The 22,683-nt window shown below is 68.2% G+C and carries 19 protein-coding genes; 9 read left to right on the top strand and 10 right to left on the bottom strand.

Annotated elements, in window-relative coordinates; translation table 11 throughout:
* Positions 1-24: 24 nt before the first annotated feature.
* The 8 genes from PE066_RS15330 to PE066_RS15295 all read left to right on the top strand — a co-directional run bounded on the left by PE066_RS15330 (position 25) and on the right by PE066_RS15295 (position 10,975).
* A complete protein-coding gene (locus PE066_RS15330; protein WP_271233394.1) occupies positions 25-660 on the top strand; it encodes a TRAP transporter small permease subunit in 636 nt (211 codons plus the stop codon).
* Positions 657-2,645 (top strand): TRAP transporter large permease subunit, encoded by a 1,989-nt coding sequence (locus PE066_RS15325; protein WP_271233393.1) that lies wholly within the window; start codon positions 657-659, stop codon positions 2,643-2,645. The genes PE066_RS15330 and PE066_RS15325 overlap by 4 nt, the downstream gene beginning before the upstream one ends.
* Before the next feature lie 94 nt (positions 2,646-2,739).
* Positions 2,740-6,033, top strand: a complete 3,294-nt coding sequence (gene icmF / locus PE066_RS15320; RefSeq protein WP_271233392.1) for a fused isobutyryl-CoA mutase/GTPase IcmF — start codon at positions 2,740-2,742, stop codon at positions 6,031-6,033.
* Positions 6,034-6,205: 172 nt separating this feature from the next.
* Positions 6,206-6,979 carry an ABC transporter ATP-binding protein gene (locus tag PE066_RS15315; RefSeq protein WP_271233391.1) on the top strand — a complete coding sequence of 258 codons (774 nt, stop codon included), beginning with the start codon at positions 6,206-6,208 and terminating at the stop codon, positions 6,977-6,979.
* Position 6,980: 1 nt separating this feature from the next.
* Positions 6,981-7,685 carry an ABC transporter ATP-binding protein gene (locus tag PE066_RS15310; protein ID WP_271233390.1) on the top strand — a complete coding sequence of 235 codons (705 nt, stop codon included), beginning with the start codon at positions 6,981-6,983 and terminating at the stop codon, positions 7,683-7,685.
* A 26-nt stretch (positions 7,686-7,711) separates the two neighbouring features.
* On the top strand, positions 7,712-8,914 hold the full coding sequence (locus PE066_RS15305) for an ABC transporter substrate-binding protein (RefSeq protein WP_271233389.1): 1,203 nt from the start codon (positions 7,712-7,714) through the stop codon (positions 8,912-8,914).
* Between the two features lie 158 nt (positions 8,915-9,072).
* Complete coding sequence (locus PE066_RS15300; RefSeq protein ID WP_271233388.1) at positions 9,073-9,957, top strand: branched-chain amino acid ABC transporter permease; 885 nt, start codon at positions 9,073-9,075, stop codon at positions 9,955-9,957.
* Between the two features lies 1 nt (position 9,958).
* Complete coding sequence (locus PE066_RS15295) at positions 9,959-10,975, top strand: branched-chain amino acid ABC transporter permease (RefSeq protein WP_271233387.1); 1,017 nt, start codon at positions 9,959-9,961, stop codon at positions 10,973-10,975.
* 96 nt (positions 10,976-11,071) lie between these two features.
* On the opposite strand, the gene PE066_RS15290 is transcribed toward PE066_RS15295, so the two are convergent.
* The 7 genes from PE066_RS15290 to PE066_RS15260 form a co-directional block, all read right to left on the bottom strand.
* Complete coding sequence (locus tag PE066_RS15290) at positions 11,072-11,959, bottom strand: carbohydrate kinase family protein (RefSeq protein WP_271233386.1); 888 nt, start codon at positions 11,957-11,959, stop codon at positions 11,072-11,074.
* A gap of 25 nt (positions 11,960-11,984) precedes the next feature.
* Positions 11,985-13,073 carry a DUF3426 domain-containing protein gene (locus tag PE066_RS15285; protein WP_271233385.1) on the bottom strand — a complete coding sequence of 363 codons (1,089 nt, stop codon included), beginning with the start codon at positions 13,071-13,073 and terminating at the stop codon, positions 11,985-11,987.
* A 23-nt stretch (positions 13,074-13,096) separates the two neighbouring features.
* A complete protein-coding gene (gene prmA, locus PE066_RS15280) occupies positions 13,097-13,978 on the bottom strand; it encodes a 50S ribosomal protein L11 methyltransferase (RefSeq protein WP_271233384.1) in 882 nt (293 codons plus the stop codon).
* A gap of 147 nt (positions 13,979-14,125) precedes the next feature.
* Positions 14,126-15,475, bottom strand: a complete 1,350-nt coding sequence (accC, locus tag PE066_RS15275) for an acetyl-CoA carboxylase biotin carboxylase subunit (protein WP_271233383.1) — start codon at positions 15,473-15,475, stop codon at positions 14,126-14,128.
* Positions 15,476-15,489: 14 nt separating this feature from the next.
* Positions 15,490-15,945, bottom strand: coding sequence for an acetyl-CoA carboxylase biotin carboxyl carrier protein (accB, locus tag PE066_RS15270; RefSeq protein ID WP_271233382.1), 456 nt, complete (start codon positions 15,943-15,945; stop codon positions 15,490-15,492).
* A gap of 126 nt (positions 15,946-16,071) precedes the next feature.
* Positions 16,072-16,581: a TlpA family protein disulfide reductase gene (locus PE066_RS15265; RefSeq protein ID WP_271233381.1), complete on the bottom strand. Its 510-nt coding sequence runs from the start codon at positions 16,579-16,581 to the stop codon at positions 16,072-16,074.
* Positions 16,582-16,619: 38 nt separating this feature from the next.
* Positions 16,620-17,207, bottom strand: a complete 588-nt coding sequence (locus PE066_RS15260; RefSeq protein ID WP_271233380.1) for a hypothetical protein — start codon at positions 17,205-17,207, stop codon at positions 16,620-16,622.
* An 89-nt stretch (positions 17,208-17,296) separates the two neighbouring features.
* On the opposite strand from PE066_RS15260, the gene mpl reads away from it, so the two are divergent.
* A complete protein-coding gene (gene mpl / locus PE066_RS15255) occupies positions 17,297-18,670 on the top strand; it encodes a UDP-N-acetylmuramate:L-alanyl-gamma-D-glutamyl-meso-diaminopimelate ligase (RefSeq protein ID WP_271233379.1) in 1,374 nt (457 codons plus the stop codon).
* A 37-nt stretch (positions 18,671-18,707) separates the two neighbouring features.
* Here the strand turns inward: mpl and PE066_RS15250 are convergent, their stop codons facing one another.
* From PE066_RS15250 to tldD, 3 genes are all read right to left on the bottom strand, one after another.
* The gene (locus tag PE066_RS15250) at positions 18,708-19,724 is read right to left on the bottom strand and encodes a hypothetical protein (RefSeq protein ID WP_271233378.1); all 1,017 of its coding nucleotides are present in this window, start codon (positions 19,722-19,724) and stop codon (positions 18,708-18,710) included.
* A gap of 90 nt (positions 19,725-19,814) precedes the next feature.
* Positions 19,815-20,948 carry a 3-deoxy-7-phosphoheptulonate synthase gene (locus PE066_RS15245; RefSeq protein ID WP_271233377.1) on the bottom strand — a complete coding sequence of 378 codons (1,134 nt, stop codon included), beginning with the start codon at positions 20,946-20,948 and terminating at the stop codon, positions 19,815-19,817.
* Positions 20,949-21,147: 199 nt separating this feature from the next.
* Complete coding sequence (tldD, locus tag PE066_RS15240) at positions 21,148-22,608, bottom strand: metalloprotease TldD (RefSeq protein ID WP_271233376.1); 1,461 nt, start codon at positions 22,606-22,608, stop codon at positions 21,148-21,150.
* Positions 22,609-22,683 lie beyond the last annotated feature (75 nt).

Genomic DNA, 22,683 nt, shown 5'->3' with positions numbered 1-22,683 from the left:
CCGACAAACGTCCAAGGGACAAACATGCAGAAACTCCTCCTGGCGATCGACCGGCTGTCCACCTGGCTCGGACAGCTGTTCGCCTGGCTCATCGTCTCGCTGACCGTGATGATCTCCTGGGAGGTCTTCTCCCGCTATGTGCTCGCGCAGCCGCACGGCTGGATGCTCGACGCGCAGATCATGCAGTACGGGGTGATGTTCATGATGGCCGGCGCGTACACCCTGGCCAAGAACGGCCACGTGCGCGGAGACGTGCTCTACGGGTTCTTCCGCCCGCGCACGCAGGCCACGCTGGACCTGATCCTCTACATCATCTTCTTCCTGCCCGGGGTCGTCGCGCTGACCTGGGCGGGCTGGATCTACTTCGGCGAATCGCTCGCCATTCGCGAGCAGACGTTCAATGCCGATCCACTGCCGGTCTATCCATTCAAGTTCTTCATCTCCTTCGCCGGCGCGATCCTGCTGCTGCAGGGCTTCGTCGAGATCGCGCGCTGCGTGATCTGCATCCGTGACGGCGAATGGCCCTCGCGTATCCAGGACGTGGAAGAGGTCGACGTCGAGAAGCTCAAGGCCATGGTCCATGCCGACGACGCGACGGTGAATCCCGATGAGCGCGGCGGCATCGTGGCAGCGCCGCCCGCAGAAAGGGGCTCACTGTGAAGGTTCGCAAGGAACTCTGGTTCGGCTTCAGCCTGATGGGGCTGATCGTCGCCGGCGCGCTCTACATGCTGGTCAGCGTGGACCAGATCGAGCGGGGCCACATCGGCCTGCTGATGCTGTCGCTGGTGGTGGTGGCCATCATGCTCGGCTTCCCGACGGCCTTCACGCTGATGGGCATGGGCATGATCTTCACCTGGCTGGCGTACGGGCGCAACACCACCCACACGCTGGACCTGATGGTGCAGGCCGCCTACAAGACGATGGCCAACGACGTGCTGATTGCCATCCCGCTGTTCGTCTTCATGGGTTACCTGGTCGAGCGGGCCAACCTGATCGAGAAGCTGTTTCGCAGCATCCACCTGATGCTGGCGCGGGTGCCCGGTGCCCTGGGTGTGGCCACGATCGTGACCTGCGCCATCTTCGCCACGGCCACCGGCATCGTCGGCGCCGTCGTCACGCTGATGGGCCTGCTGGCGATGCCGGCCATGCTGCGCGCCGGCTACAGCATCCAGCTCACCGCCGGAACGATCACGGCCGGTGGCTGCCTGGGCATCCTGATCCCGCCCTCGGTGCTGCTGATCGTGTACGGCGCGACCGCGGGGGTTTCGGTCGTGCAGCTGTACGCCGGGGCGTTCTTTCCCGGAATCATGCTGGCCGGCCTGTATGTGCTCTACGTGGTGGTCCTGGCCAAGGTCAAGCCTTCCCTGGCGCCGCCCCTCTCGGCCGAAGAGCGGATCGTCCACTTGCCGCCGCTGACGCAGAAGATCACGCCGGCCGACGGCCGCGGCCATGCCCTTGCGGGACTGCTGGCCGCACTCAAGGGCAGCCGCAACCGCGATGTGCCGACCGGCTACCTGCTGCGCCAGCTGTTCATGGCGCTGCTGCCCGCGCTGCTGTTCGCTCTGGTTGCAATCGGGACCTACCGTCTGCAGAGCGCGCCGGTGGCCGTGGAGGCAGGCAGTACCGAGCTGACCCGCATGGGTGAATCGCCCGCCGAGGAACGCCATTCCGGGGGGCTGCAGGAGCCTCCCGGTGCCGAGTCCGGCGGGCTGCAGGAGCCGCCCGCGGCCGAGTCCGCGCAGGAAGCCGACGACCAGGGCGTGAAGGAGCCCCCCGGGGCCGAGGCTCCCGGCGAGGGCGGACAGGAGCTGTCGGCTGACGGTGTCAAGGAACCCCCGGCCGCCGATGGCGTGAGGGAACCCGGCAATGGCGGCGCGGCCCCGGCCGGGCAGGTGCCGCTGGGCTACTGGATCGGGCTGGGTGTCGGCGCGGCCGCGCTAGCCGTGTACTACGCGATGCTGAGCTTCGCGCGGCTGGAGGTCTTCAAGATGCTGCTGACCAGCTTCTTCCCGCTGGTCATCCTGATCCTGGCCGTGCTGGGTTCCATCGTGCTGGGCCTGGCCACGCCGACGGAAGCGGCAGCCGTGGGGGCGCTGGGCGGCCTCGTGCTGGCCGTGGCGTACCGGCAGTTCTCGATGCCGATGCTCAAGGAAAGCGTGTTCCTGACCGCGAAGACCTCGGCCATGGTGTGCTGGCTGTTCGTCGGCTCGGCGATCTTCTCGGCCGCCTTCGCGCTGCTGGGCGGACAGGAGCTGGTGGAGCGCTGGGTGCTGTCGATGGACCTGACCACGACCCAGTTCCTGGTGCTCACCCAGGTCATCATCTTCATCCTGGGCTGGCCGCTGGAGTGGACCGAGATCATCGTGATCTTCATGCCCATCTTCATCCCGCTGCTGGACAACTTCAACGTCGATCCGTTGTTCTTCGGGCTGCTGGTGGCGCTGAACCTGCAGACGGCGTTCCTGTCGCCGCCGGTGGCGATGTCGGCCTTCTACCTGAAGGGCGTCTCGCCGCCGCACGTCACGCTCAACCAGATCTTCCTGGGCATGATGCCTTTCATGGGCATCCAGATCATCGCGATCGTGCTGCTCTACATCTGGCCCCAGATCGGCCTGTGGCTGCCGTCGGTGCTCTACGCCCGATGACCGCTACACCGGGAAATCGCGCAGGCGATTTCCCGGTGAATGAATTGACGTTGACGTAAACGTCAATTAGGCTCGGGGATTCCTGGAGATCCCCATGACCGACCTGTCCGCCGAGTTCAAGGCGCTGGCCAGCTATCGCCCCGCCCACAAGGTCCGCTTCGTCACCGCGGCCAGCCTGTTCGACGGGCACGACGCCGCCATCAACATCATGCGCCGCATCCTGCAGGGCATGGGCGCCGAAGTGATCCACCTCGGGCACAACCGCAGCGTCGACGAAGTCGTGACCGCGGCGCTGCAGGAGGACGTGCAGGGCATCGCCGTCAGCTCCTACCAGGGCGGCCACGTCGAGTACTTCAAGTACATGGTCGACCTGCTGCGGCAGCGCGGCGGCTCCCACATCCAGGTGTTCGGCGGCGGCGGCGGCGTGATCGTGCCGGCCGAGATCCGCGAGCTGCACGACTACGGCGTCACCCGCATCTACAGCCCGGAAGACGGCCAGCGCATGGGGCTGCAGGGCATGATCGGCGAGATGGTCATGCGTTGCGACCGCGACCTCGCCTCGCACGCTCCCACGGACGCAGCCGCCATCCAGGGCCACCAGGATGCGAACTGGCGCGCACTGGCGCAATTGATCACCACGCTGGAGAACGGCTCGGCCGATCCGGGCCTGCTGGAGGCGCTGCGCCGGCAGGCCGCGCAGCGACAGGTGCCCGTGCTGGGCATCACCGGCACCGGCGGGGCCGGCAAGTCCTCCCTGACCGACGAGCTGATCCGGCGCTTGCGGCTGGATCAGGACGACCGCGTGCGGGTGGCCGTGATCTCGATCGACCCGTCGCGCCGCAAGAGCGGCGGGGCGCTGCTGGGCGACCGCATCCGGATGAACGCCATCGGTCCCTGGGGCCAGGGCCCGCGCGTGTTCATGCGTTCGCTGGCCACGCGCGACTTCGGCAGCGAGATCTCGGCCGCGCTGCCCGACGTGGTGACCGCCTGCAAGGCCGCCGGCTTCGATCTGGTGATCGTCGAGACCTCCGGCATCGGCCAGGGCGACGCCGCCATCGTGCCGCTGGTGGACGTGCCGATGTACGTGATGACGCCCGAGTTCGGTGCCGCCAGCCAGCTCGAGAAGATCGACATGCTGGACTTCGCCGAGTTCGTCGCCATCAACAAGTTCGACCGCAAGGGCGCGCAGGACGCGCTGCGCGACGTTGCCAAGCAGGTGCAGCGCAACCGCGAGGCGTTCGGCAAGCGGCCGGAGGAAATGCCGGTGTTCGGCACCATGGCCGCCCGCTTCAACGACGATGGCGTCACCGCGCTGTACCAGGCGCTCAGGCCGCGCCTGCAGGCGCTCGGGCTGCCCGTACAGGAAGGCCGACTGCCGGCCGTGGATGTACGCCACAGCACCAACCAGACCCCGATCGTGCCGGCTGCGCGCACGCGCTACCTGGCCGAGATCAGCGACACGGTGCGCGGCTACAAGAAGCGGGCGCGCGAACAGGCCCGGCTGGCACGCGAGATCCAGCAACTGGAGGAAGCCGCCCGCATGCTGCAGGTGGACAAGCCCGACCGGGCTCAGGCCGCCGAGGCCGCGCTCGATTTGGCCGCCGGCCGCAAGGGGCGGCTGGACCGCGACGCCCAGCTGCTGCTGCAGCAGTGGCCAGCGATGCGCCAGGCCTACGCGGGCGACGAGTACGTGGTGAAGATCCGGGACAAGGAGATCCGCACGGCGCTGACCACGAAGTCGCTGTCGGGCACCACGATCCGCAAGGTGGCGCTGCCGTCCTTCGAGGACCATGGCGAGATCCTCCAGTGGCTGATGCTGGACAACGTGCCGGGCAGCTACCCCTACACCGCCGGCACCTTCGCGTTCAAGCGCGAGAACGAAGATCCCACGCGCATGTTCGCCGGCGAAGGCGACGCGTTCCGCACCAACCGCCGCTTCAAGCTGCTGTCCGAGGGCATGCCGGCCAAGCGGCTGTCCACGGCATTCGACTCGGTCACCCTGTACGGCAACGACCCGGACGAGAGGCCCGACATCTACGGCAAGGTGGGCAACTCGGGCGTGTCGATCGCCACGCTGGACGACATGAAGGTGCTGTACTCGGGCTTCGACCTTTGCAGCCCCAGCACCTCGGTGTCGATGACCATCAACGGCCCGGCGCCGACCATCCTGGCGATGTTCATGAACACCGCCATCGACCAGCAACTCGAGAAGTTCCAGGCCGACAACGGGCGCGAACCTACCCCCACGGAAGCGGCCAAGATCCGCGAGTGGGTGCTGGCCAACGTGCGCGGCACGGTGCAGGCCGACATCCTGAAGGAGGACCAGGGGCAGAACACCTGCATCTTCTCCACCGAGTTCAGCCTCAAGGTGATGGGCGACATCGCCGAGTACTTCGTGCACCACAACGTGCGTAACTTCTATTCGGTGTCGATCTCCGGCTACCACATCGCCGAGGCCGGCGCCAACCCGATCAGCCAGCTCGCCTTCACGCTGTCGAACGGCTTCACCCTGGTCGAGGCCTACCTGGCGCGGGGCATGCACATCGATGACTTCGCGCCCAACCTGTCGTTCTTCTTCTCCAACGGCATGGACCCGGAATACACGGTGATGGGCCGGGTGGCGCGCCGCATCTGGGCGGTGGCGATGAAGGAGAAGTACGGCGCCAACGAGCGCAGCCAGAAGCTCAAGTACCACATCCAGACCTCGGGCCGCAGCCTGCATGCGCAGGAAATCCAATTCAACGACATCCGCACCACGCTGCAGGCGCTGATCGCGATCTACGACAACTGCAACTCGCTGCACACCAACGCCTTCGACGAGGCGATCACCACCCCGACCGAGGACAGCGTGCGCCGGGCAATGGCGATTCAGCTCATCATCAACCGCGAGTGGGGCCTGGCGAAGAACGAGAACCCCAACCAGGGCAGCTTCATCGTCGAGGAGCTCACCGAGCTGGTGGAAGAGGCGGTGCTGGCCGAGTTCGAGCGCATCGCCGAGCGCGGCGGCGTGCTCGGCGCGATGGAGACCGGCTACCAGCGCGGCCGCATCCAGGACGAGAGCCTGCACTACGAGATGCTCAAGCACACCGGCGAGTTGCCCATCATCGGCGTCAACACCTTCCGCAACCCGCACGGCGACCCGATTCCCGAGAAGCTTGAGCTAGCCCGCTCGACCGAGGCCGAAAAGCGCGGCCAGCTCGCGCGGCTTCGGGAGTTCCAGGCCAGCAACGGGACCGAGGCACCGGCCCTGCTGCGCCGGCTGCAGCAGGCGGTGATCGCCAACGGCAACGTGTTCGAGGTGCTGATGGATGCGGTGCGGGTGTGCTCGCTCGGCCAGATCACCGGCGCGCTGTTCGAGGTCGGGGGCCAGTACCGCCGCAACATGTGACCGGGCGCGCGGCCGGGGCAGCCCGGCAGGCGCTCACCCTCACCGGCCGTGCCAGCGAACTCATCCTCACGCAAAACTACTTAAGGTTTTCCCCGCTATCCCGGGGGAGACCGGCTCCCTAGCATTCGCGTCTCGTCACCGGCGGAACCGGCTGGCGCTGGAGGAGCTTGTTTTGCCGGGTGAGATCATTCTCGAGACCAGGGGACTGACCAAGGAGTTCAAGGGCTTCGTGGCCGTTGACAACGTCGATCTGCAGGTCCGGCGGGGCGACATCCATGCCCTGATCGGCCCCAATGGCGCGGGCAAGACCACGTTTTTCAACCTGCTGACCAAGTTCCTGCCGCCCACGCGCGGCACGATCTCCTACCAGGGCCAGGACATCACGAACGAGAAGCCGGCCCAGACCGCGCGCCGCGGCATCGTGCGCTCGTTCCAGATTTCGGCGGTGTTCCCGCACATGACCGTGCTGGAGAACGTGCGGGCCGCCCTGCAGCGCAACCTGGGCACCTCGTTCCATTTCTGGAAGCCCGAGAGATCGCTGTACCACCTGCACGATCGGGCCAGACAGCTGCTGGCCGAAGTGGATTTGCAGGACTTCGCCAGCGAGCTCACCGTCAACCTGCCCTACGGCCGCAAGCGGGCGCTCGAGCTGGCCACCACCATGGCGCTGGAGCCCGACCTGATGCTGCTGGACGAGCCCACCCAGGGCATGGGCCACGAGGACGTGAGCCGCGTGACGCAACTGATCAAGAAGGTGTCGGCCGGCCGCACCATCCTCATGGTCGAGCACAACATGAACGTGGTGTCGTCCATCGCCGATCGCATCACGGTGCTGCAGCGCGGCGCGGTGATCGCCGACGGCCCCTACGAGGAGGTCTCCCGCAACCCGCAGGTGATCGAGGCCTACATGGGCTCCGAGCAGGCCGAACTGCAAGGGGCACATTGAGATGTCGCAGGAACTGCTCCGCATCGAGAACCTGAACGCCTGGTACGGCGAGTCGCACGTCCTGCACGGGGTGAACCTGACGGTCAACGAGGGCGAAGTGGTCTCGCTGCTCGGCCGCAATGGCGCCGGGCGCACCACCACACTGCGGGCCATCGTCGGCCTGACCGGCAAGCGAACCGGCTCCATCCGCATCCGCGGCAGTGAGGCGATCGGCCTGCCGTCGCACAAGGTCGCCCGCCTGGGCGTCGGCTACTGCCCCGAAGAGCGCGGCATCTTCGCCAGCCTGTCGGCGGAAGAAAACCTGCTGCTGCCCCCCGAGGTGAGCGCGGGCGGCATGGGCGTGGCCGAGATCTACGACATGTTCCCCAACCTGAAGGAACGCGCTTCCAGCCCGGGCACCCGCCTGTCCGGGGGCGAGCAGCAGATGCTGGCCGTGGCGCGCATCCTGCGCACCGGCGCGCGCCTGCTGCTGCTCGACGAAATCTCGGAAGGGCTGGCCCCCGTGATCGTGCAGAAGCTGGCCGAGACCATCCGCACGCTCAAGGCCAAGGGCTACACCATCATGCTGGTCGAGCAGAACTTCCGCTTCGCCGCCCCGCTGGCCGACCGCTTCTACGTCATGGAGCACGGGAAGATCGTGCGCGAGTTCGCGCAGCACGAGCTGCAGGCCAACACGGCCATGCTGCAGGAATACCTGGGCGTCTGATCCATTCTTCAACAGGAGAGCTTGCAATGAAACTGAAGACCCTCGTGGCCGCGCTGGCCGTTTGCCTCGGCTCTGCCGGCGCCATGGCTCAGGACCAGTCCGGCCCGGTGCGCATCGGCTTCATCACCGACATGTCGAGCCTCTACGCCGACATCGACGGCCCCGCGGGCGCCGAGATGATCAAGTGGGCGGTGCAGGACTTCGGCGGCAAGGTGCTCAACCGCCCGGTCGAGGTGCTGTCGGCCGACCACCAGAACAAGGCCGACGTCGCCGCCTCCAAGGCGCGCGAGTGGATCGACAGCCAGAACCTGGCCATGCTGATCGGCGGCACCAGCTCCGGCACCAACCTGGCCATGTCCGGCATCGCCAAGGAGAAGAAGCGCCCGTTCATCTCGATCGGCGCCGGCTCGGCTCGCCTGACCAACGAGGACTGCTCGCCCTACACCATCCACTATGCCTACGACACCGTGGCCCTGGCCAAGGTGGGCGGCAGCGCGCTGGTCAAGGCCGGCGCCAAGAAGTGGTTCTTCCTGACCGCTGACTACGCCTTCGGGCATTCGCTCGAAGCCGACTCCTCCACCGTGGTGAAGGCCAACGGCGGCACCGTCGTCGGCTCGGTTCGCCACCCGCTGAACGCCTCGGACTTCTCGTCCTTCCTGCTGCAGGCCCAGAGCTCCAAGGCCGACATCCTGGCCATGGCCAATGCCGGCGGCGACTTCATCAATGCGATGAAGGCGGCCAAGGAATTCGGCATCACCAAGAGCATGAAGGTCGCCGGCCTGCTGGTGTTCATCAACGACGTGCACTCGATCGGCCTGGCCAACGCCGAGGGCCTGCAGGTCGCCGACAGCTGGTACTGGAACCAGGACGACGATTCGCGCAAGTTCGCCAAGCGCTTCTTCGACAAGTACAAGCGCATGCCCTCGTCGCTGCAGGCGGCCGACTACTCGGCGGCCATGAACTACCTGAAGGCGGTGCAGAAGGTCGGAACGACCGACGGCGACAAGGTGAACGCCGAACTGCGCTCGATGAAGTACAACGACTTCTATCACAAGAACGGCACGGTGCGCGGCGACGGTCGCATGATCCACGACATGTACCTGTACCAGGTCAAGGGCCCGAAGGAGTCCACCACGCCGTGGGACTACTACAAGCTGGTGGCCAAGGTGCCGGGCGACCAGGCCTTCACCACGCCGGCCGAGTCCAAGTGCTCGCTGCTGAAGAAGTAAGCTGAATCGAGGGAAAACGCTGGGGGCTGGGCGCCCGGACTAGGGAAAATCCAGTCCGGGTACCCCGCCCCCGGCCCCTAAGCTCGATTCCCGTCCCTCATTGGCCATTGGCTCCCCGGCCGTTGGCCGAAAGCCCAGTCCCCAGCCCAGGTCCCCCCTTGGAAATCTTCGGAATCCCCCACCAGGCGTTCCTCGGCCAGCTGATGCTTGGCCTGGTCAACGGCGCCTTCTACGCCATGCTCAGCCTGGGCCTGGCGGTCATCTTCGGCTTGCTGGACATCGTGAACTTCGCCCACGGTGCGCTCTACATGGTCGGGGCCTTCGCCGCCTGGATCATGATGGACTCCTGGGGCATCAACTACTGGTTCGCGCTGGTGCTCGCACCGCTGATCGTCGGCGTGCTGGGCGTCATCATCGAGCGCGGGCTGCTCAAGCGGCTGTACGGGCTGGATCCTCTCTACGGCCTGCTGCTGACCTTCGGCGTCTCGCTCATTCTGGAAGGCATCTTCCGCAAGCAGTACGGCGTCTCCGGACAGTCCTACAGCGTGCCGGAACTGCTGTCCGGCGCCACCAATCTCGGCTTCATGATCCTGCCGAACTACCGGGCCTGGGTGGTCGTCGCCTCGATCGCCGTGTGCCTGGCCACCTGGTTCATCATCGAGCGCACCCGGCTGGGTGCCTACCTGCGCGCCGGCACCGAGAACGCCAAGCTGGTGCAGGCGTTCGGCGTCAACGTGCCGGTGATGGTGACCCTGACGTTCGCGGCCGGCGCGGCCCTCGCGGGGCTGGCCGGCGTGCTCGCCGCGCCGGTGATCCAGGTCACGCCGCTGATGGGGTCCAACCTGATCATCGTGGTGTTTGCGGTCGTCGTGATCGGAGGCATGGGCTCCATCCTGGGCTCGGTGGTCACTGGCCTGGGTCTCGGCGTGGTGGAAGGCTTCACCCGGGTGTTCTATCCTGAAGCCTCCAATATCGTCGTCTTCGTCATCATGGCCATCGTGCTCGTGTTGCGCCCGGCCGGTCTGTTCGGCAAGGAAACCTGAGATGTCCCTGCCCACCTCGCCCGCCGCCGGCCAGGCCGCGCTGCACCCGCAGCCGGCCGCCACCGAACCGCGCGCCGGCCTGCCGCGCGCCGTGCTGATCACCTACCTGGCCTTGCTGGGGCTGGCGCTGGTCGCGCCGGCGATCGGCCTGTACCCGGTGTTCATGATGAAGCTGCTGTGCTTCGCCCTGTTCGCCTGTGCGTTCAACCTGCTGCTGGGCTTCACCGGCCTGCTCTCTTTCGGCCACGCCGCCTTCTTCGGCTTCTCCGCCTACGTCACCGGCTGGCTGGTGAAGGCGCACAACTGGACACCCGAGCTGGGCCTGCTGGCCGGATTGGTGGTGGCGGCCCTGCTGGGCCTGGTGTTCGGCTTCGTCGCCATCCGCCGCCAGGGCATCTACTTCGCGATGATCACGCTGGCGCTGTCGCAGATGGTCTTTTTCCTGTGCCTGCAGGCGCCGTTCACCGGTGGCGAGGACGGGCTGCAGGGCGTGATGCGCGGCAAGCTGTTCGGCGTGCTGTCCCTGGTGGACGACCGCGTCATGTACTACGTGGTGCTGGCCATCTTCGTGGCGTGCTTCGTCGGCATCCTGCGCATCGTCACCTCGCCGTTCGGCCAGGTGCTCAAGATGATCCGCGAGAACGAGGCCCGGGCCGTCTCGCTGGGCTACAACGTCGATCGCTACAAGCTGCTGGCCTTCGTGCTGTCGGCCTCGCTCGCCGGACTGGCCGGCTCGCTCAAGACCCTGGTGATGAAGTTCGCCACCCTGACCGACGTGCACTGGACGATGTCCGGCGAAGTGATCCTGATGAGCCTGCTGGGCGGCGTCGGGACCTTCCTGGGCCCGGTGCTCGGGGCCGGCATCGTCATTTCGCTGCAGAACATGCTGGCCGACAAGGTGGGCGAATGGGTCACCGTCATCATCGGCGTGATCTTCGTGCTGTGCGTGCTGGCCTTCCGCAAGGGCATCGTGGGCGAGTTGCTCGCCTGGCTGGACCGCCGCCGCACGCGGGCCTGATCGGACCCATGCAAGAAGGCCCGCCTTGCCAGGCGGGCCTTTTCATTTGCGGTGGCCGGCAGGTCGGACCGGCACAGCCCCGGAGCCTGATCAGTTTCAGTTCGCCCAGGTCCAGTTCTGCGGCCCGCGGCTGGCGACCTTGGCGGCGCCGACCCGGTTGCCCAGTTCGGCGCAGCGCGCCAGCGGCCAGCCCTGTTCCAGGCCGTACAGCAGCGCCCCACGCCAGGCATCGCCGCAGCCCGTGGGGTCCACCACCGACTCGGCCTGAACGCCCGGCACCAGCGACTTGTCGCCGCCGATCCAGATCTCGCAACCTTCGGCGCCCAGCGTGACCACCAGCCCCTGGACCCGGCGCGAGATCTCGGCGGGCGACCAGCCGGTGCGCTCGCACAGCATCTTGCCCTCGTAGTCGTTGACCGTCACCCAGGTGGCCTGCTCGATGAAGGCGGCAAGTTCGCGGCCATCGAACATCGGCAGGCCCTGTCCCGGGTCGAACACGAAAGGAATGCCGGCGGCATGGAATTGCTGCGCATGCTGCAGCATGGCGTCGCGGCCATCGGGCGAGATGATGCCCAGCTTGATGTCGGGCCGCGCCTCGATCCGCGTGACGTGGGCCTGCATCATGGCGCCCGGGTGGAAGGCGGTGATCTGGTTGTTGTCCAGGTCGGTCATGATCATCGCCTGTGCCGTATAGGTGTCGGGCAGCTGGCGCACGAACTCGGTGCTGATGCCCAGCGACTGCAGCCGCTCCACGTAGCTGGCGCCGTCGGTGCCCAGCGTCGCCATCGGCAGCGGCTGGCCGCCCAGGCGCTTGAGCGCGTAGGCGATGTTGCCGGCGCAGCCGCCGAAGTCGCGCCGCAGCGCCGGCACCAGGAAGGACACGTTCAGGATGTGGAGCTGGTCCGGCAGGATCTGCTGCGCGAAGCGGCCCTCGAAATTCATGATGGTGTCGAACGCGAGGGATCCGCAGATGACGGCTGCCATGGTCTTGCTCTAGTGGAAGTGAAGGTCAGGGATAGAAGGCGAGCAGGCGATAGCCCGCAATGCGGGCGGCATCGCCGTTGCCGGCGTCCACGCCCAGCGCCACGCTGGCCGACCACTCGGCTGCAGCGCCGATCGTGGCGGGCGCGGCGCCCAGCTCGCGCGGCAGCAGCACGCGCTGCACCACCGCCTGCTCGCCGCCGTCGGTCAGCGTGAGCTGAAGGGCCGGCACCGCCACCGGCAGCGCCGACTGGTTTTTCAGCGTGAAGCTCAGGCGGTAGACATCGGGGCGCAGGCGCGTGAAGCCGCTGTTGTCGATCACGATGGCTTCGATCCGGCGCGGCGCGCCAATCGAGCAACCCAGCTGGCCGCAGACCCGCTCCAGCAAGGGACGAAGCTGGGGCTGGGCCAGCGCGAGGCGGTCGCGCTCGCGCACGGCGAACTGCAGGGCCAGCATGCCAGCCAGCGCCAGCACGGCCAGCAGCAGCGCAAGGCGCACCAGCGGCCGGCGCCAGAAGGCGCGGCGCTGCGCCTGCCGCACGAAGGACACCTCCTCCAGTCCGCTGTCGCCGCGCGTGGAGTCCTGCGCCTCGAAAGAACGGTCGTCCTCGGCCTGCTCGCGCATCGCCTGCCACTCGTCGAAGCCGGAGGCGATGGCGGCCGGCTGCGAGTCCCAGGCTTGGGCCGAGGGGCTGCCGGGCAGTTCCGCCGCCATGGCCATGTCAGCGGGTGCGTCGGACAGCCCGGGCGAATCGATCGCCGGTTCGGCGTCCGGCCCCGGCTCGAAGTCGACCTCCGTAGCGTGAGGCCGTGGTGCCGGGTCGTCGGGTTCGTGGAGGGGAGATTCAGACACTGGCGCCGCCAGCAGCGTCGCCACCGAGACGGGGCCGATGTCCGGCACCTCTTCGGCCACTGGCGCAGCGGCCGGCTCCGGCGCCGGCTCGGCAGCTGGTTCGGGCGCCGGCGCCGCCCGGCGGTCCTCCGCTTGCAGGCTCTCGGTGGCATCGAACACTTCGCCGCAGCGGCCGCAGCGCACCCAGCCTTCGGAGATCTTCAGCTGGTCGGGCACGACCCTGAACATCGTCCCGCAGGCTGGGCAGCCGGTGATCATGCTCATGAGCCGGGCATTGTAGAAGCCGCTCAGCGCTGTCCGGTCATCAGGATCCAGCCATCCTCGCGGTCGGCGACTTCCAGCCGCAGCCAGGGTGCAAAGGCCTCGGCCAGTTCGGCCGCCTGTCGCTCCAGGATGCCGGCCAGCACCAGATGGCCGCCCGCGGCCAGGTGCCCGCACAGCAGCGGCGCCAGCACCTTCAACGGCGAAGCCAGGATGTTGGCGAGCACCACCTCGTAGCCGCCCTGGGCGGCGTCCGGGAGCCCGGCGCGCAGCTCGACACCGTTGGCGCTGGCGTTGTCCAGCGTGGCCTGCACGGCCGCCGGGTCGATGTCCACGGCGTCGACTTCCGGCGCGCCATACAGGGCCGCGCCGATGGCCAGGATGCCGGAGCCGCAGCCGTAATCCAGCACGCGGCAGCCCTGCAGGGACCGGTGCGCGATCCAGCGCAGGCACATGCGCGTGGTCGGGTGGGTGCCGGTGCCGAACGCCAGCCCCGGATCGAGCCGGATCACGCGCGTGGCCTGGGCCGGGGGCTGGTGCCAGGTCGGCACAATCCAGAATTCGGACGTGATCTCCACCGGAGCGAACTGGGATTGGGTCAGGCGCACCCAGTCCTGCTCGGCGACCTCCCCGATGCCGAGCACCTGGCCACCGGAGAAGAAGTCCTGCGCCTGCAGCAGGCGCGCGGCTTCCTCGGCGGCGGCTTGCTCGGAGAAAAGCGCCAGCACGCGCGAGCGCTGCCAGCCCTCGCGCGGCGGCGGCAAACCCGGTTCGCCGAACAAGGCCTGTTCGGCGTCGGTCTGGGCGTCCGCGTCCTCGACCGAAACGCTCAGCGCGTCAAGCGCCTCCAGCGCCTCGCAGACCGCCTCGACCTGGCCTTCGCCGCAGAGCAGGCGCAGTTCAAACATCGCCAAAGGCCCGACCAGGCACCCACTTGGGAACGGCAAACGAATCCTCGCATTCGAGCGGCCGCGGCGGCACCGGCTCCGCCGGGCCGCTGGCGGCGCCCCCCTTGTGGGGAGGCGGCCGAAGGCGGCTTCGGGAAGGGGCCATTCCTACCTCTTGTGATGCGACAGCCACTGCTCCAGGTAATGGATGTTGGTGCCGCCGGTCATGAACTTGGCGTCCACCAGCAGCTCGCGGTGCAGCGGAATGTTGGTGTGGATGCCCTCGACCACCGTCTCGAGCAGGGCGGTGCGCATGCGTGCCAGCGCCTGCTCGCGCGTATCGCCGTGCACGATGACCTTGCCGATCATCGAGTCGTAGTTGGGCGGCACGAAGTAGTTGTTGTACACGTGCGAGTCCACCCGCACGCCGGGGCCGCCGGGCGCGTGCCACAGCGTGATGCGGCCGGGCGAGGGCGTGAACTTGTAGGGATCCTCGGCGTTGATGCGGCACTCGATGGCGTGGCCGCGCAACTGGATGTCGCGCTGGACGAACGGCAGCTTCTCGCCGGCCGCCACCATGATCTGCGACTTGACGATGTCGATGCCCGTGACCAGTTCGGTTACCGGATGCTCCACCTGCACCCGGGTGTTCATCTCGATGAAGTAGAACTCGCCGTTCTCGTACAGGAACTCGAAGGTGCCGGCGCCGCGGTAGCCGATCTTCTTGCAGGCCGCGGCGCAGCGCTCGCCGATCTTGTCGATCAGCTTGCGCGGAATGCCCGGCGCCGGCGCCTCCTCGATGATCTTCTGGTGGCGCCGCTGCATGGAGCAGTCGCGCTCGCCCAGGTACACGGCGTTGCGGTGCTTGTCGGCCAGCACCTGGATCTCGATGTGCCGGGGGTCCTGCAGGAACTTCTCCATGTAGACCGCCGGATTGCCGAAGGCGGCCGCGGCCTCGGCCTTGGTCATCTGCACCGCGTTGACCAGCGCGGCCTCGGTGTGCACCACCCGCATGCCGCGCCCGCCGCCGCCGCCAGCGGCCTTGATGATCACCGGGTAGCCGATGGCGCGCGCGATGCGGCGGATCTGGGCCGGGTCGTCCGGCAACTCGCCCTCGGAGCCGGGCACGCAGGGCACGCCCGCCTTGATCATGGCCTGCTTGGCCGAGACCTTGTCGCCCATCAGCCGGATCGACTCGGGCGTCGGGCCGATGAACTGGAAGCCGCTCTTTTCCACCCGCTCGGCGAAATCGGCGTTCTCCGCCAGGAAGCCGTAGCCGGGGTGGATGGCCTCGGCGTCGGTGACTTCGGCCGCCGAGATGATGGCCGGCATGTTGAGGTAGCTCTGCGGCGACGGTGCGGGGCCGATGCAGACCGCCTCCTCGGCCAGCTTGACGTACTTGGCCTCGCGGTCGGCTTCCGAATAGACCATCACCGCCTTAATGCCGAGTTCGCGGCAGGCCCGCTGCACCCGCAACGCAATCTCGCCCCTGTTGGCGACCAGGATCTTCTTGAACATCGGTCGTTACCGGGTCACTCGATCACGAACAGCGGCTGCCCGTATTCCACGGCCTGGCCGTTCTCGCACAGGATCTGGGTGACGGTCCCGGACTTGTCCGCCTCGATCTCGTTGAGGATCTTCATGGCCTCGATGATGCAGACCGTGTCGCCTTCCTTGACCTGGCTGCCGACCTCCACGAAGGGCTTGGCGCCCGGGCTGGACGAGCGGTAGAAGGTACCCACCATCGGCGACTTGACGGCATGGCCGGCCGGCACCTGCGGCGCCGGCGCGGCGGCCAGCGGGGCCGGGGCCGCCTGCGCGGCGGCCGGAGCCGACACCGTCACGGCAGGTGGCGGTGCGTACACCTGCGCCGCGGGCGGCGCCCCCTTGACGATACGGACCTTGCCCTCCGCTTCGGTGATCTCCAGTTCCGAGACGTTGGATTCGGACACGAGGTCGATCAGCGTCTTCAGTTTTCGCAGGTCCATGGGCTTCGCCGGTTCTTCGTGGAAAGTTGGCGAATTTACCGCAAAACCTTCGATTTTTACTTTTCTTCGCCTAAATTTTCGGATTTTTCAATCCATTGAGGCGCTTTCCGGGCTGGCGGGACGCGATCAGCCGCTGGCGGACACCCATTGGTCGAGGTCCCTGCGGTAGAGCTTGCCCATTCTACGCTGGCGAATGCCGCCCTCCGGATCGAACACGACCGTGAACGGCAGCCCCCCGCCCTGGTTGCCCAGCGACTTGCCGAGCTCGGTGCCGCCCAGCCCGGCCATGCCGACCGGGAAGCGCACCGGCATCTTGCCCAGGAATTGCCGCACCGCGCTCGGCTGGTCGATCGCCAGCCCGACCACGTTCCAGCGCCCGGCCTGCTCCTGCTGGAAGGCGTCCAGCAGGGGCAACTCGTCGATGCACGGGGGACACCAGGTGGCCCAGAAATTCAGCAGCAGGTGGCGGCCGCGGAACTGCGACATGGCCAGCGATGCGCCGTCCGGCGTCTCGAACGTGGACGCCCAGAAATCCGCGGGCGCCCCTTCAGCGACGGCGCCCGGGCGCAGCCGCCACCAGGCCAGGCCGCCGCCGGCCAGCGCCGCAGCGGCGCCGACGCCGGCAGTCAGCAACATGCGCCGGCGACCGGCCGGTCGCGGGACAACAGCTTCGTTCATTCCATCTCCAGCAGCGCCCGCACCGCCTGCGCGTCGCCGCGCGGCACGCGGCCGCGGGCGTCCGGCTTCAGCGCGCCGCGCATGTCGTCGTGGTCATGCACCAGCAGGTGCACGCCGACCGCCTCGCCCAGGCCCGGACAGACGCTGGAGAGGCTCAGCGCCTCCACCGGTCCGCCCTGGAAGCCGGTCACGGTGCGGGCTTCGTAATTCACGTCGTGGTCGATCAGGGCCAGCTCGGCCGATTTCGGGTCGTCGCAGAACAGTTGCAGGTAGATGTCTGACAGCCGGGTGGCGGTTCCGTTCCACACCGCGCCGGCCAGGTACGGCCGGAAATCCGCCAGCCGTTCCATCCAGGTCAGGGCATGGCGGCGCAGCGCGGCCAGCTCCTGCGGCTGGGTGTCGGCGCAGAACAGCGCGATGTACTCGCGCACGGAATCCTCCACCGCATCGTTGTCGGGCAAGGCCGCACGCGCGGGCAACCCGAGCTGGCGCACCGCCCGGCGCTTGGCCGGCCCGTATTCCAGTCCTTCCTCGACCACCATGCGGGCCGCGGCCGCCGCAATCTCCGATTGCACACTGTCCATCACGCCGGCATTGTGCCCGGCACCGCAAGCCGGCACCGTCGGGAGCCGGCGAACGTGGCCGGTCCGCAGGGCCATCCGATAATTCCGTAATGCACATCCATATCCTGGGCATCTGCGGCACCTTCATGGGCGGCGTCGCGGCCCTGGCCCGCGAAGCAGGCCACAAGGTGACCGGCTGCGACGCCGGCGTCTATCCGCCGATGAGCGACCAGTTGCGCGCGCTCGGCATCGACCTGATCGAAGGCTTCGGCGCCGACCAGCTCTCGCTGGCGCCGGACGTCTGGGTGATCGGCAACGTGGTTTCGCGGGCGCGCGACGCCGATGGCGCGCCGCGCTACCCGCTGATGGAAGCCATCCTGGAGCAGGGTGCGCGCTACACCAGCGGACCGCAGTGGCTGGCCGAGCATGTGCTGCACGGCCGCCACGTCATGGCCGTGGCCGGCACCCATGGCAAGACCACCACCACCTCGATGCTGGCCTGGATCCTCGAGCAGGCCGGACGGGCGCCGGGCTTCCTGGTCGGCGGCGTGCCGATGAACTTCGGGGTCTCGGCCCGGACGGGCACCGGCTCCTGCTTCGTGATCGAGGCCGACGAGTACGACACCGCCTTCTTCGACAAGCGCAGCAAGTTCGTCCACTACCGGCCGCGCACGGCGGTGCTGAACAACCTCGAGTTCGACCACGCCGACATCTTCGACGACCTGGCCGCCATCGAGCGCCAGTTCCACCACCTGGTGCGAACCGTGCCGGGCAGCGGACGGGTGGTGGTCAACGGGTTGGAGGAAAGCCTGCAGCGCGTGCTGCACCAGGGCTGCTGGAGCGAGGTGCGCAGCTTCGGCGCCGCAGTCGATGACTTCACCGCCATCGGCGACCCAGGTGCCTTCGACGTGCTGCGCCGGGGCGAGCAAGTAGGCCGGGTGGACTGGGAGCTGGGCGGCGTGCACAACCAGCTCAATGCGCTGGCGGCCATTGCCGCGGCCGAGCATGTCGGGGTCGATCCGGCTACGGCGGCGCGAGCGCTCGCTTCCTTCCAGAACGTGCGCCGGCGCATGGAGCTGCGCGGCGAGGCCGGTGGCGTCCGGGTCTATGACGATTTTGCGCACCACCCGACCGCCATCCGCACCACGGTGGATGGCCTGCGGCGCCAGCTGGGGCCCAACGGGGGCCGGATCCTGGCCGTGTTCGAGCCACGCAGCAACACCATGAAGCTCGGCACCATGAAGGCGCAACTGCCCTGGGCGCTGGAGCAGGCCGACCTGGCGATCTGTCATGGCGGCGGGCTCGGCTGGGACCCGCGCGAGGCGCTGGCGCCCATGGGCGAGCGCGCCCGGGTCGGCGACACGGTGGACGAGGTGGTTGCGCTGGCCGTCGCCGCCGCCCGACCGGGCGACCAGCTGCTGTGCATGAGCAACGGCGGGTTCGGCGGTATCCACGAGCGGCTGCTGGCCGCTCTCGCGCGCTAGCGGGTTCCGCGCGCTGCATGCGCCGGCGGGCGCTGCCTCACTCGAGCGGGAGTGGCGCCGGCGCCGTCAGGTCGGTCATCGGCCGCAGGGGTTGCGGGTCGGATTCCTGCCCCAGCCCCGACGGCGCGATGCTGCGGCCGCTGTGCATCGAATCGGCAGCCTCGGGGCGGCGCGGCGCCGCCGGCGAAGCCCGCTTCGGATTGGAGGTGATCGCCCCGACCAGGTACAGCGCCGCCAGGTCCTGGGCCAGCCGGGCTTCACCCAGGCCCGTGCGCTGCTGCAGTTCGGCGAATCGGCCCGGCGCGCATGCCAGCTCGCGCAGCAGCAGCAGGTGCGCGTCGCTGAGCGTGCGCTGCGACAGGCGCGGCGGCCGCCGGAAGTACAGCAGGTCCGACCGGTAGCGGCGCGGCAGCACGTCACGGCGCGTGCGCAAGGCGTATTGCCACATCAGTTGCGACAGGCTGGCCCGGGAGAAATGCGCGGGCATGGCGTCGGCGCGCAGATGTGGCGTCCACATCGCGTTCTCCAGCTCGAGCGGGGTGGCCGAGGGCAGCACGCCGACGTCGCCGCGCAAATCGACCACCGCCACCAGCAGGCCGCTGGCGGCGTTGACGTGATAGACACCGGAGCCCAGCGCGCTTTCCTGCTCCAGCACCTGCGAGGCCAGGCAGAACTGGGCAATGGTCGGGCGCAGGCCGTTCTCCAGCCGGCCCAGCAGCGCCCGCACCGTGGCCGGCTGCTGCGGATCGAAACTCAACGGCGCATCCAGGTTGCGCGGCACCGGCAAAGCGAAGGCCACCGGGCGGTCCACGTCCGGCAGGTGGATGTGCACCGAGCGGCCGCCCGGCACGGCCGAGCCGACGCGCACGGTGCCCTCGGCCAAGATCTGGGTTCGCCCGCCATGGATCCAGAGGGCGTCGGCCTCGCCCAGCCGGGAGAATTCCCAGGCTATGCCACCGGGCGAGGCGCGCTCCAGCAGCCGCGCCAGCTCCTCCTGCTGCTGCAAGGAGAAACCCGCCAGTCCGATCCGGAGAATGGGCAGCTCGAGCGACATGGGACGCCAGCCGCGGATCGATCCGCGGCGGCGGCAGCAAATGTAGTTCGATCGTTACTTGATGTAAATAAAAGGCCGGCGCTGGCGGGGTCACTGACCTTGCTTGCGGCGGTCGGCCACCGCCTGCGAGAGCAGCTCCAGCAGCCGGGCCGAATCGTCCCAGCCCAGGCAGGCGTCGGTGATGCTCTTGCCGTACTCCAGCTCGGACGCCCGGTCCTTGCCGGGGCTGAACTTCTGGGCGCCGGCCTTGAGGTGGCTTTCCACCATCACCCCGAACACGCTGCGCGAGCCGCCGGCGATCTGGCGGCCGATCTCCCGGGCCACGTCGAGTTGCTTTTCGTGCTGCTTGCTGCTGTTGGCATGGCTGCAGTCGACCATCAGCCGCGGCGGGAGCTTGGCGGCCTCCAGTTCGCGGCAGGCCGCCGCCACGCTGTCGGCGTCGTAGTTGGGCGCCTTGCCGCCGCGCAGGATGACGTGGCAGTCCTTGTTGCCGTTGGTGCGCACGATGGCGACCTGGCCGTTCTTGTGCACCGACAGGAAGTGGTGGCCGCGGCCGGCGGCCATGATGGCGTCGGTGGCGATGCGGATGTTGCCGTCGGTGCCGTTCTTGAAGCCGATCGGCGCCGACAGGCCCGAGGCCAGCTCGCGGTGCACCTGGCTTTCGGTGGTGCGCGCGCCGATCGCGCCCCAGGAGATCAGGTCGCCGATGTACTGCGGCGAGATCACGTCCAGGAACTCGCTGCCGGCCGGCACGCCCAGCCGGTTGATCTCGATGAGCAGCTGGCGCGCGATGCGCAGCCCCTCGTCGATGCGGTAGCTCTCGTCCAGGTAGGGGTCGTTGATCAACCCCTTCCAGCCCACCGTGGTGCGGGGCTTCTCGAAGTACACCCGCATCACGATCTCCAGCGTGCCGGCGTGCTGCTGGCGCACCTCCTTCAGGCGGCGCGCGTAGTCGAGCGCCGCGTCCGGGTTGTGGATGGAACAAGGGCCGATCACCACCAGCAGGCGGTCGTCGGTGCCGGCCATGATGTCGTGGATGCGGCGGCGGGTCTGGCTGATCAGCCTTTCCACTTCGGTCCCGCGGATCGGGAAGAAGCGGATCAGGTGCTCGGGAGGGGGCAGCACGGTGATGTCCTTGATGCGCTGGTCGTCGGTGGCACTGGTCTTGTCGACGGGGTGCACCGGCCACGCATCGCTGGCATGGGCGGATCGGGCTGCGTTCATCGGGAGGCTCCTTCGCGGTCTGGAAAAGGCACAAAAAAACCGCCGGGGGACCGGCGGTTTGTTCGGGGGTTCTTGCGTTTCTTGCAGGTACGCTCAGGACTCTCGACCGCCGGGGGCGCCAGAGAACCAAAAGTAGCCAAAGAAGAACACGCTGTGCTTGCGCATGGGTTGCCAATTTAGCACATGAGCCCCCGATGCCTCAAGCCGTGCCGCCGACCGTGAGGCCATCGATGCGCATGGTCGGCTGGCCGACTCCCACCGGCACGCTCTGGCCTTCCTTGCCGCAGGTGCCGACCCCGCTGTCGAGCCGCATGTCGTTGCCGATCAGCGTGACCCGGGTCAGCGCGTCCGGCCCGTTGCCGACGATGGTGGCGCCCTTGACGGGGTACAGGATCTTGCCGTTCTCGACCCAGAACGCCTCGCTGGCCGAGAACACGAACTTGCCGGAGGTGATGTCCACCTGCCCGCCGCCGAAGTTGGTGGCGTACAGGCCCTTCTTGATGCTGGCGACGATTTCCTCGGCCGGCTTGTCGCCGCCCAGCATGTAGGTGTTGGTCATGCGCGGCATCGGGATGTGGGCGTAGCTCTCGCGCCGGCCATTGCCGGTCGCCGCCACGCCCATCAGGCGCGCATTGAGCGAGTCCTGGATGTAGGCGCGCAGGATGCCGTCTTCGATCAGCACGTTGCGCTGGGTCGGGTTGCCCTCGTCGTCGACGTTGAGCGAGCCGCGGCGGTCGGCGATGGTGCCGTCGTCCAGCACCGTGACGCCCTTGGCCGCCACACGCTGGCCGATGCGCCCGGAAAACGCGCTGGAGCCCTTGCGGTTGAAGTCGCCCTCGAGGCCGTGGCCGACGGCCTCGTGCAGCAGCACGCCGGGCCAGCCGGGGCCCAGTACCACGGTCATCTCGCCGGCCGGTGCGGGCCGCGACTCCAGGTTGGTCAGCGCGGCCTTGGCGGCGTCGTCGACGTACTCGCGGATGCGGTCCTCGTCGAAGTAGGCCAGCCCGAAGCGGCCGCCACCGCCGCCGGAGCCGACCTCGCGGCGGCCCTCCTGCTCGGCGATGACGGTGACCGACAGCCGCACCAGCGGCCGCACGTCGGCCGCCAGCGTGCCGTCGGCGCGCGCGACCATCACCACGTCCCATTCGCTGGCCAGCCCGGCCATCACCTGGACGATGCGCGGGTCCTTGGCGCGGGCGAGCTGCTCCACCCGCTCCAGCAGGCGCACCTTGGCCGTGCTGTCCAGCGTGGAGATCGGGTCCACCGCGGGGTACAGCGAGCGGCTGCCAGCCACCTTCTTGGCGCTCACCCTGGCCCGGCCGGAGCGCGCCGACGACGAGATCGAGCGCACGGTGCGCGCCGCATCCAGCAGCGAGGCCTCGGAGATGTCGTCGGAATAGGCGAAGGCGGTCTTTTCGCCGCTGACGGCGCGCACGCCCACGCCCTGGTCGATGCTGAAGCTGCCGGTCTTGACGATGCCCTCCTCCAGGCTCCAGCCCTCGCTGCGCGTGTACTGGAAGTAGAGATCGGCGTCGTCCACCCGGTGCGCCTTGATTTCGGCCAGGGCGCGCGACAGGTGGGATTCGTCCAGGCCAAAAGGCTCCAGGAGCAGGCGCTGGGCCGTCGCCAGCCGCTCCAGTGTCGGTTCGCGGGAAATCATCGGGGCATTCTAGGAGGCCTCGAGAGCCCCCGTGTGTCGAGCCCGCTGCTCCCGATCAGCTTGCCGGCGCCGCGT

The sequence above is a fragment of the Ramlibacter tataouinensis genome, assembly GCF_027941915.1.
In the GTDB taxonomy this organism is placed as follows: domain Bacteria; phylum Pseudomonadota; class Gammaproteobacteria; order Burkholderiales; family Burkholderiaceae_C; genus Ramlibacter; species Ramlibacter tataouinensis_C.
Note: the sequence above shows the minus strand (reverse complement) of the source record. Positions and strands in the feature narration are given on the sequence as shown.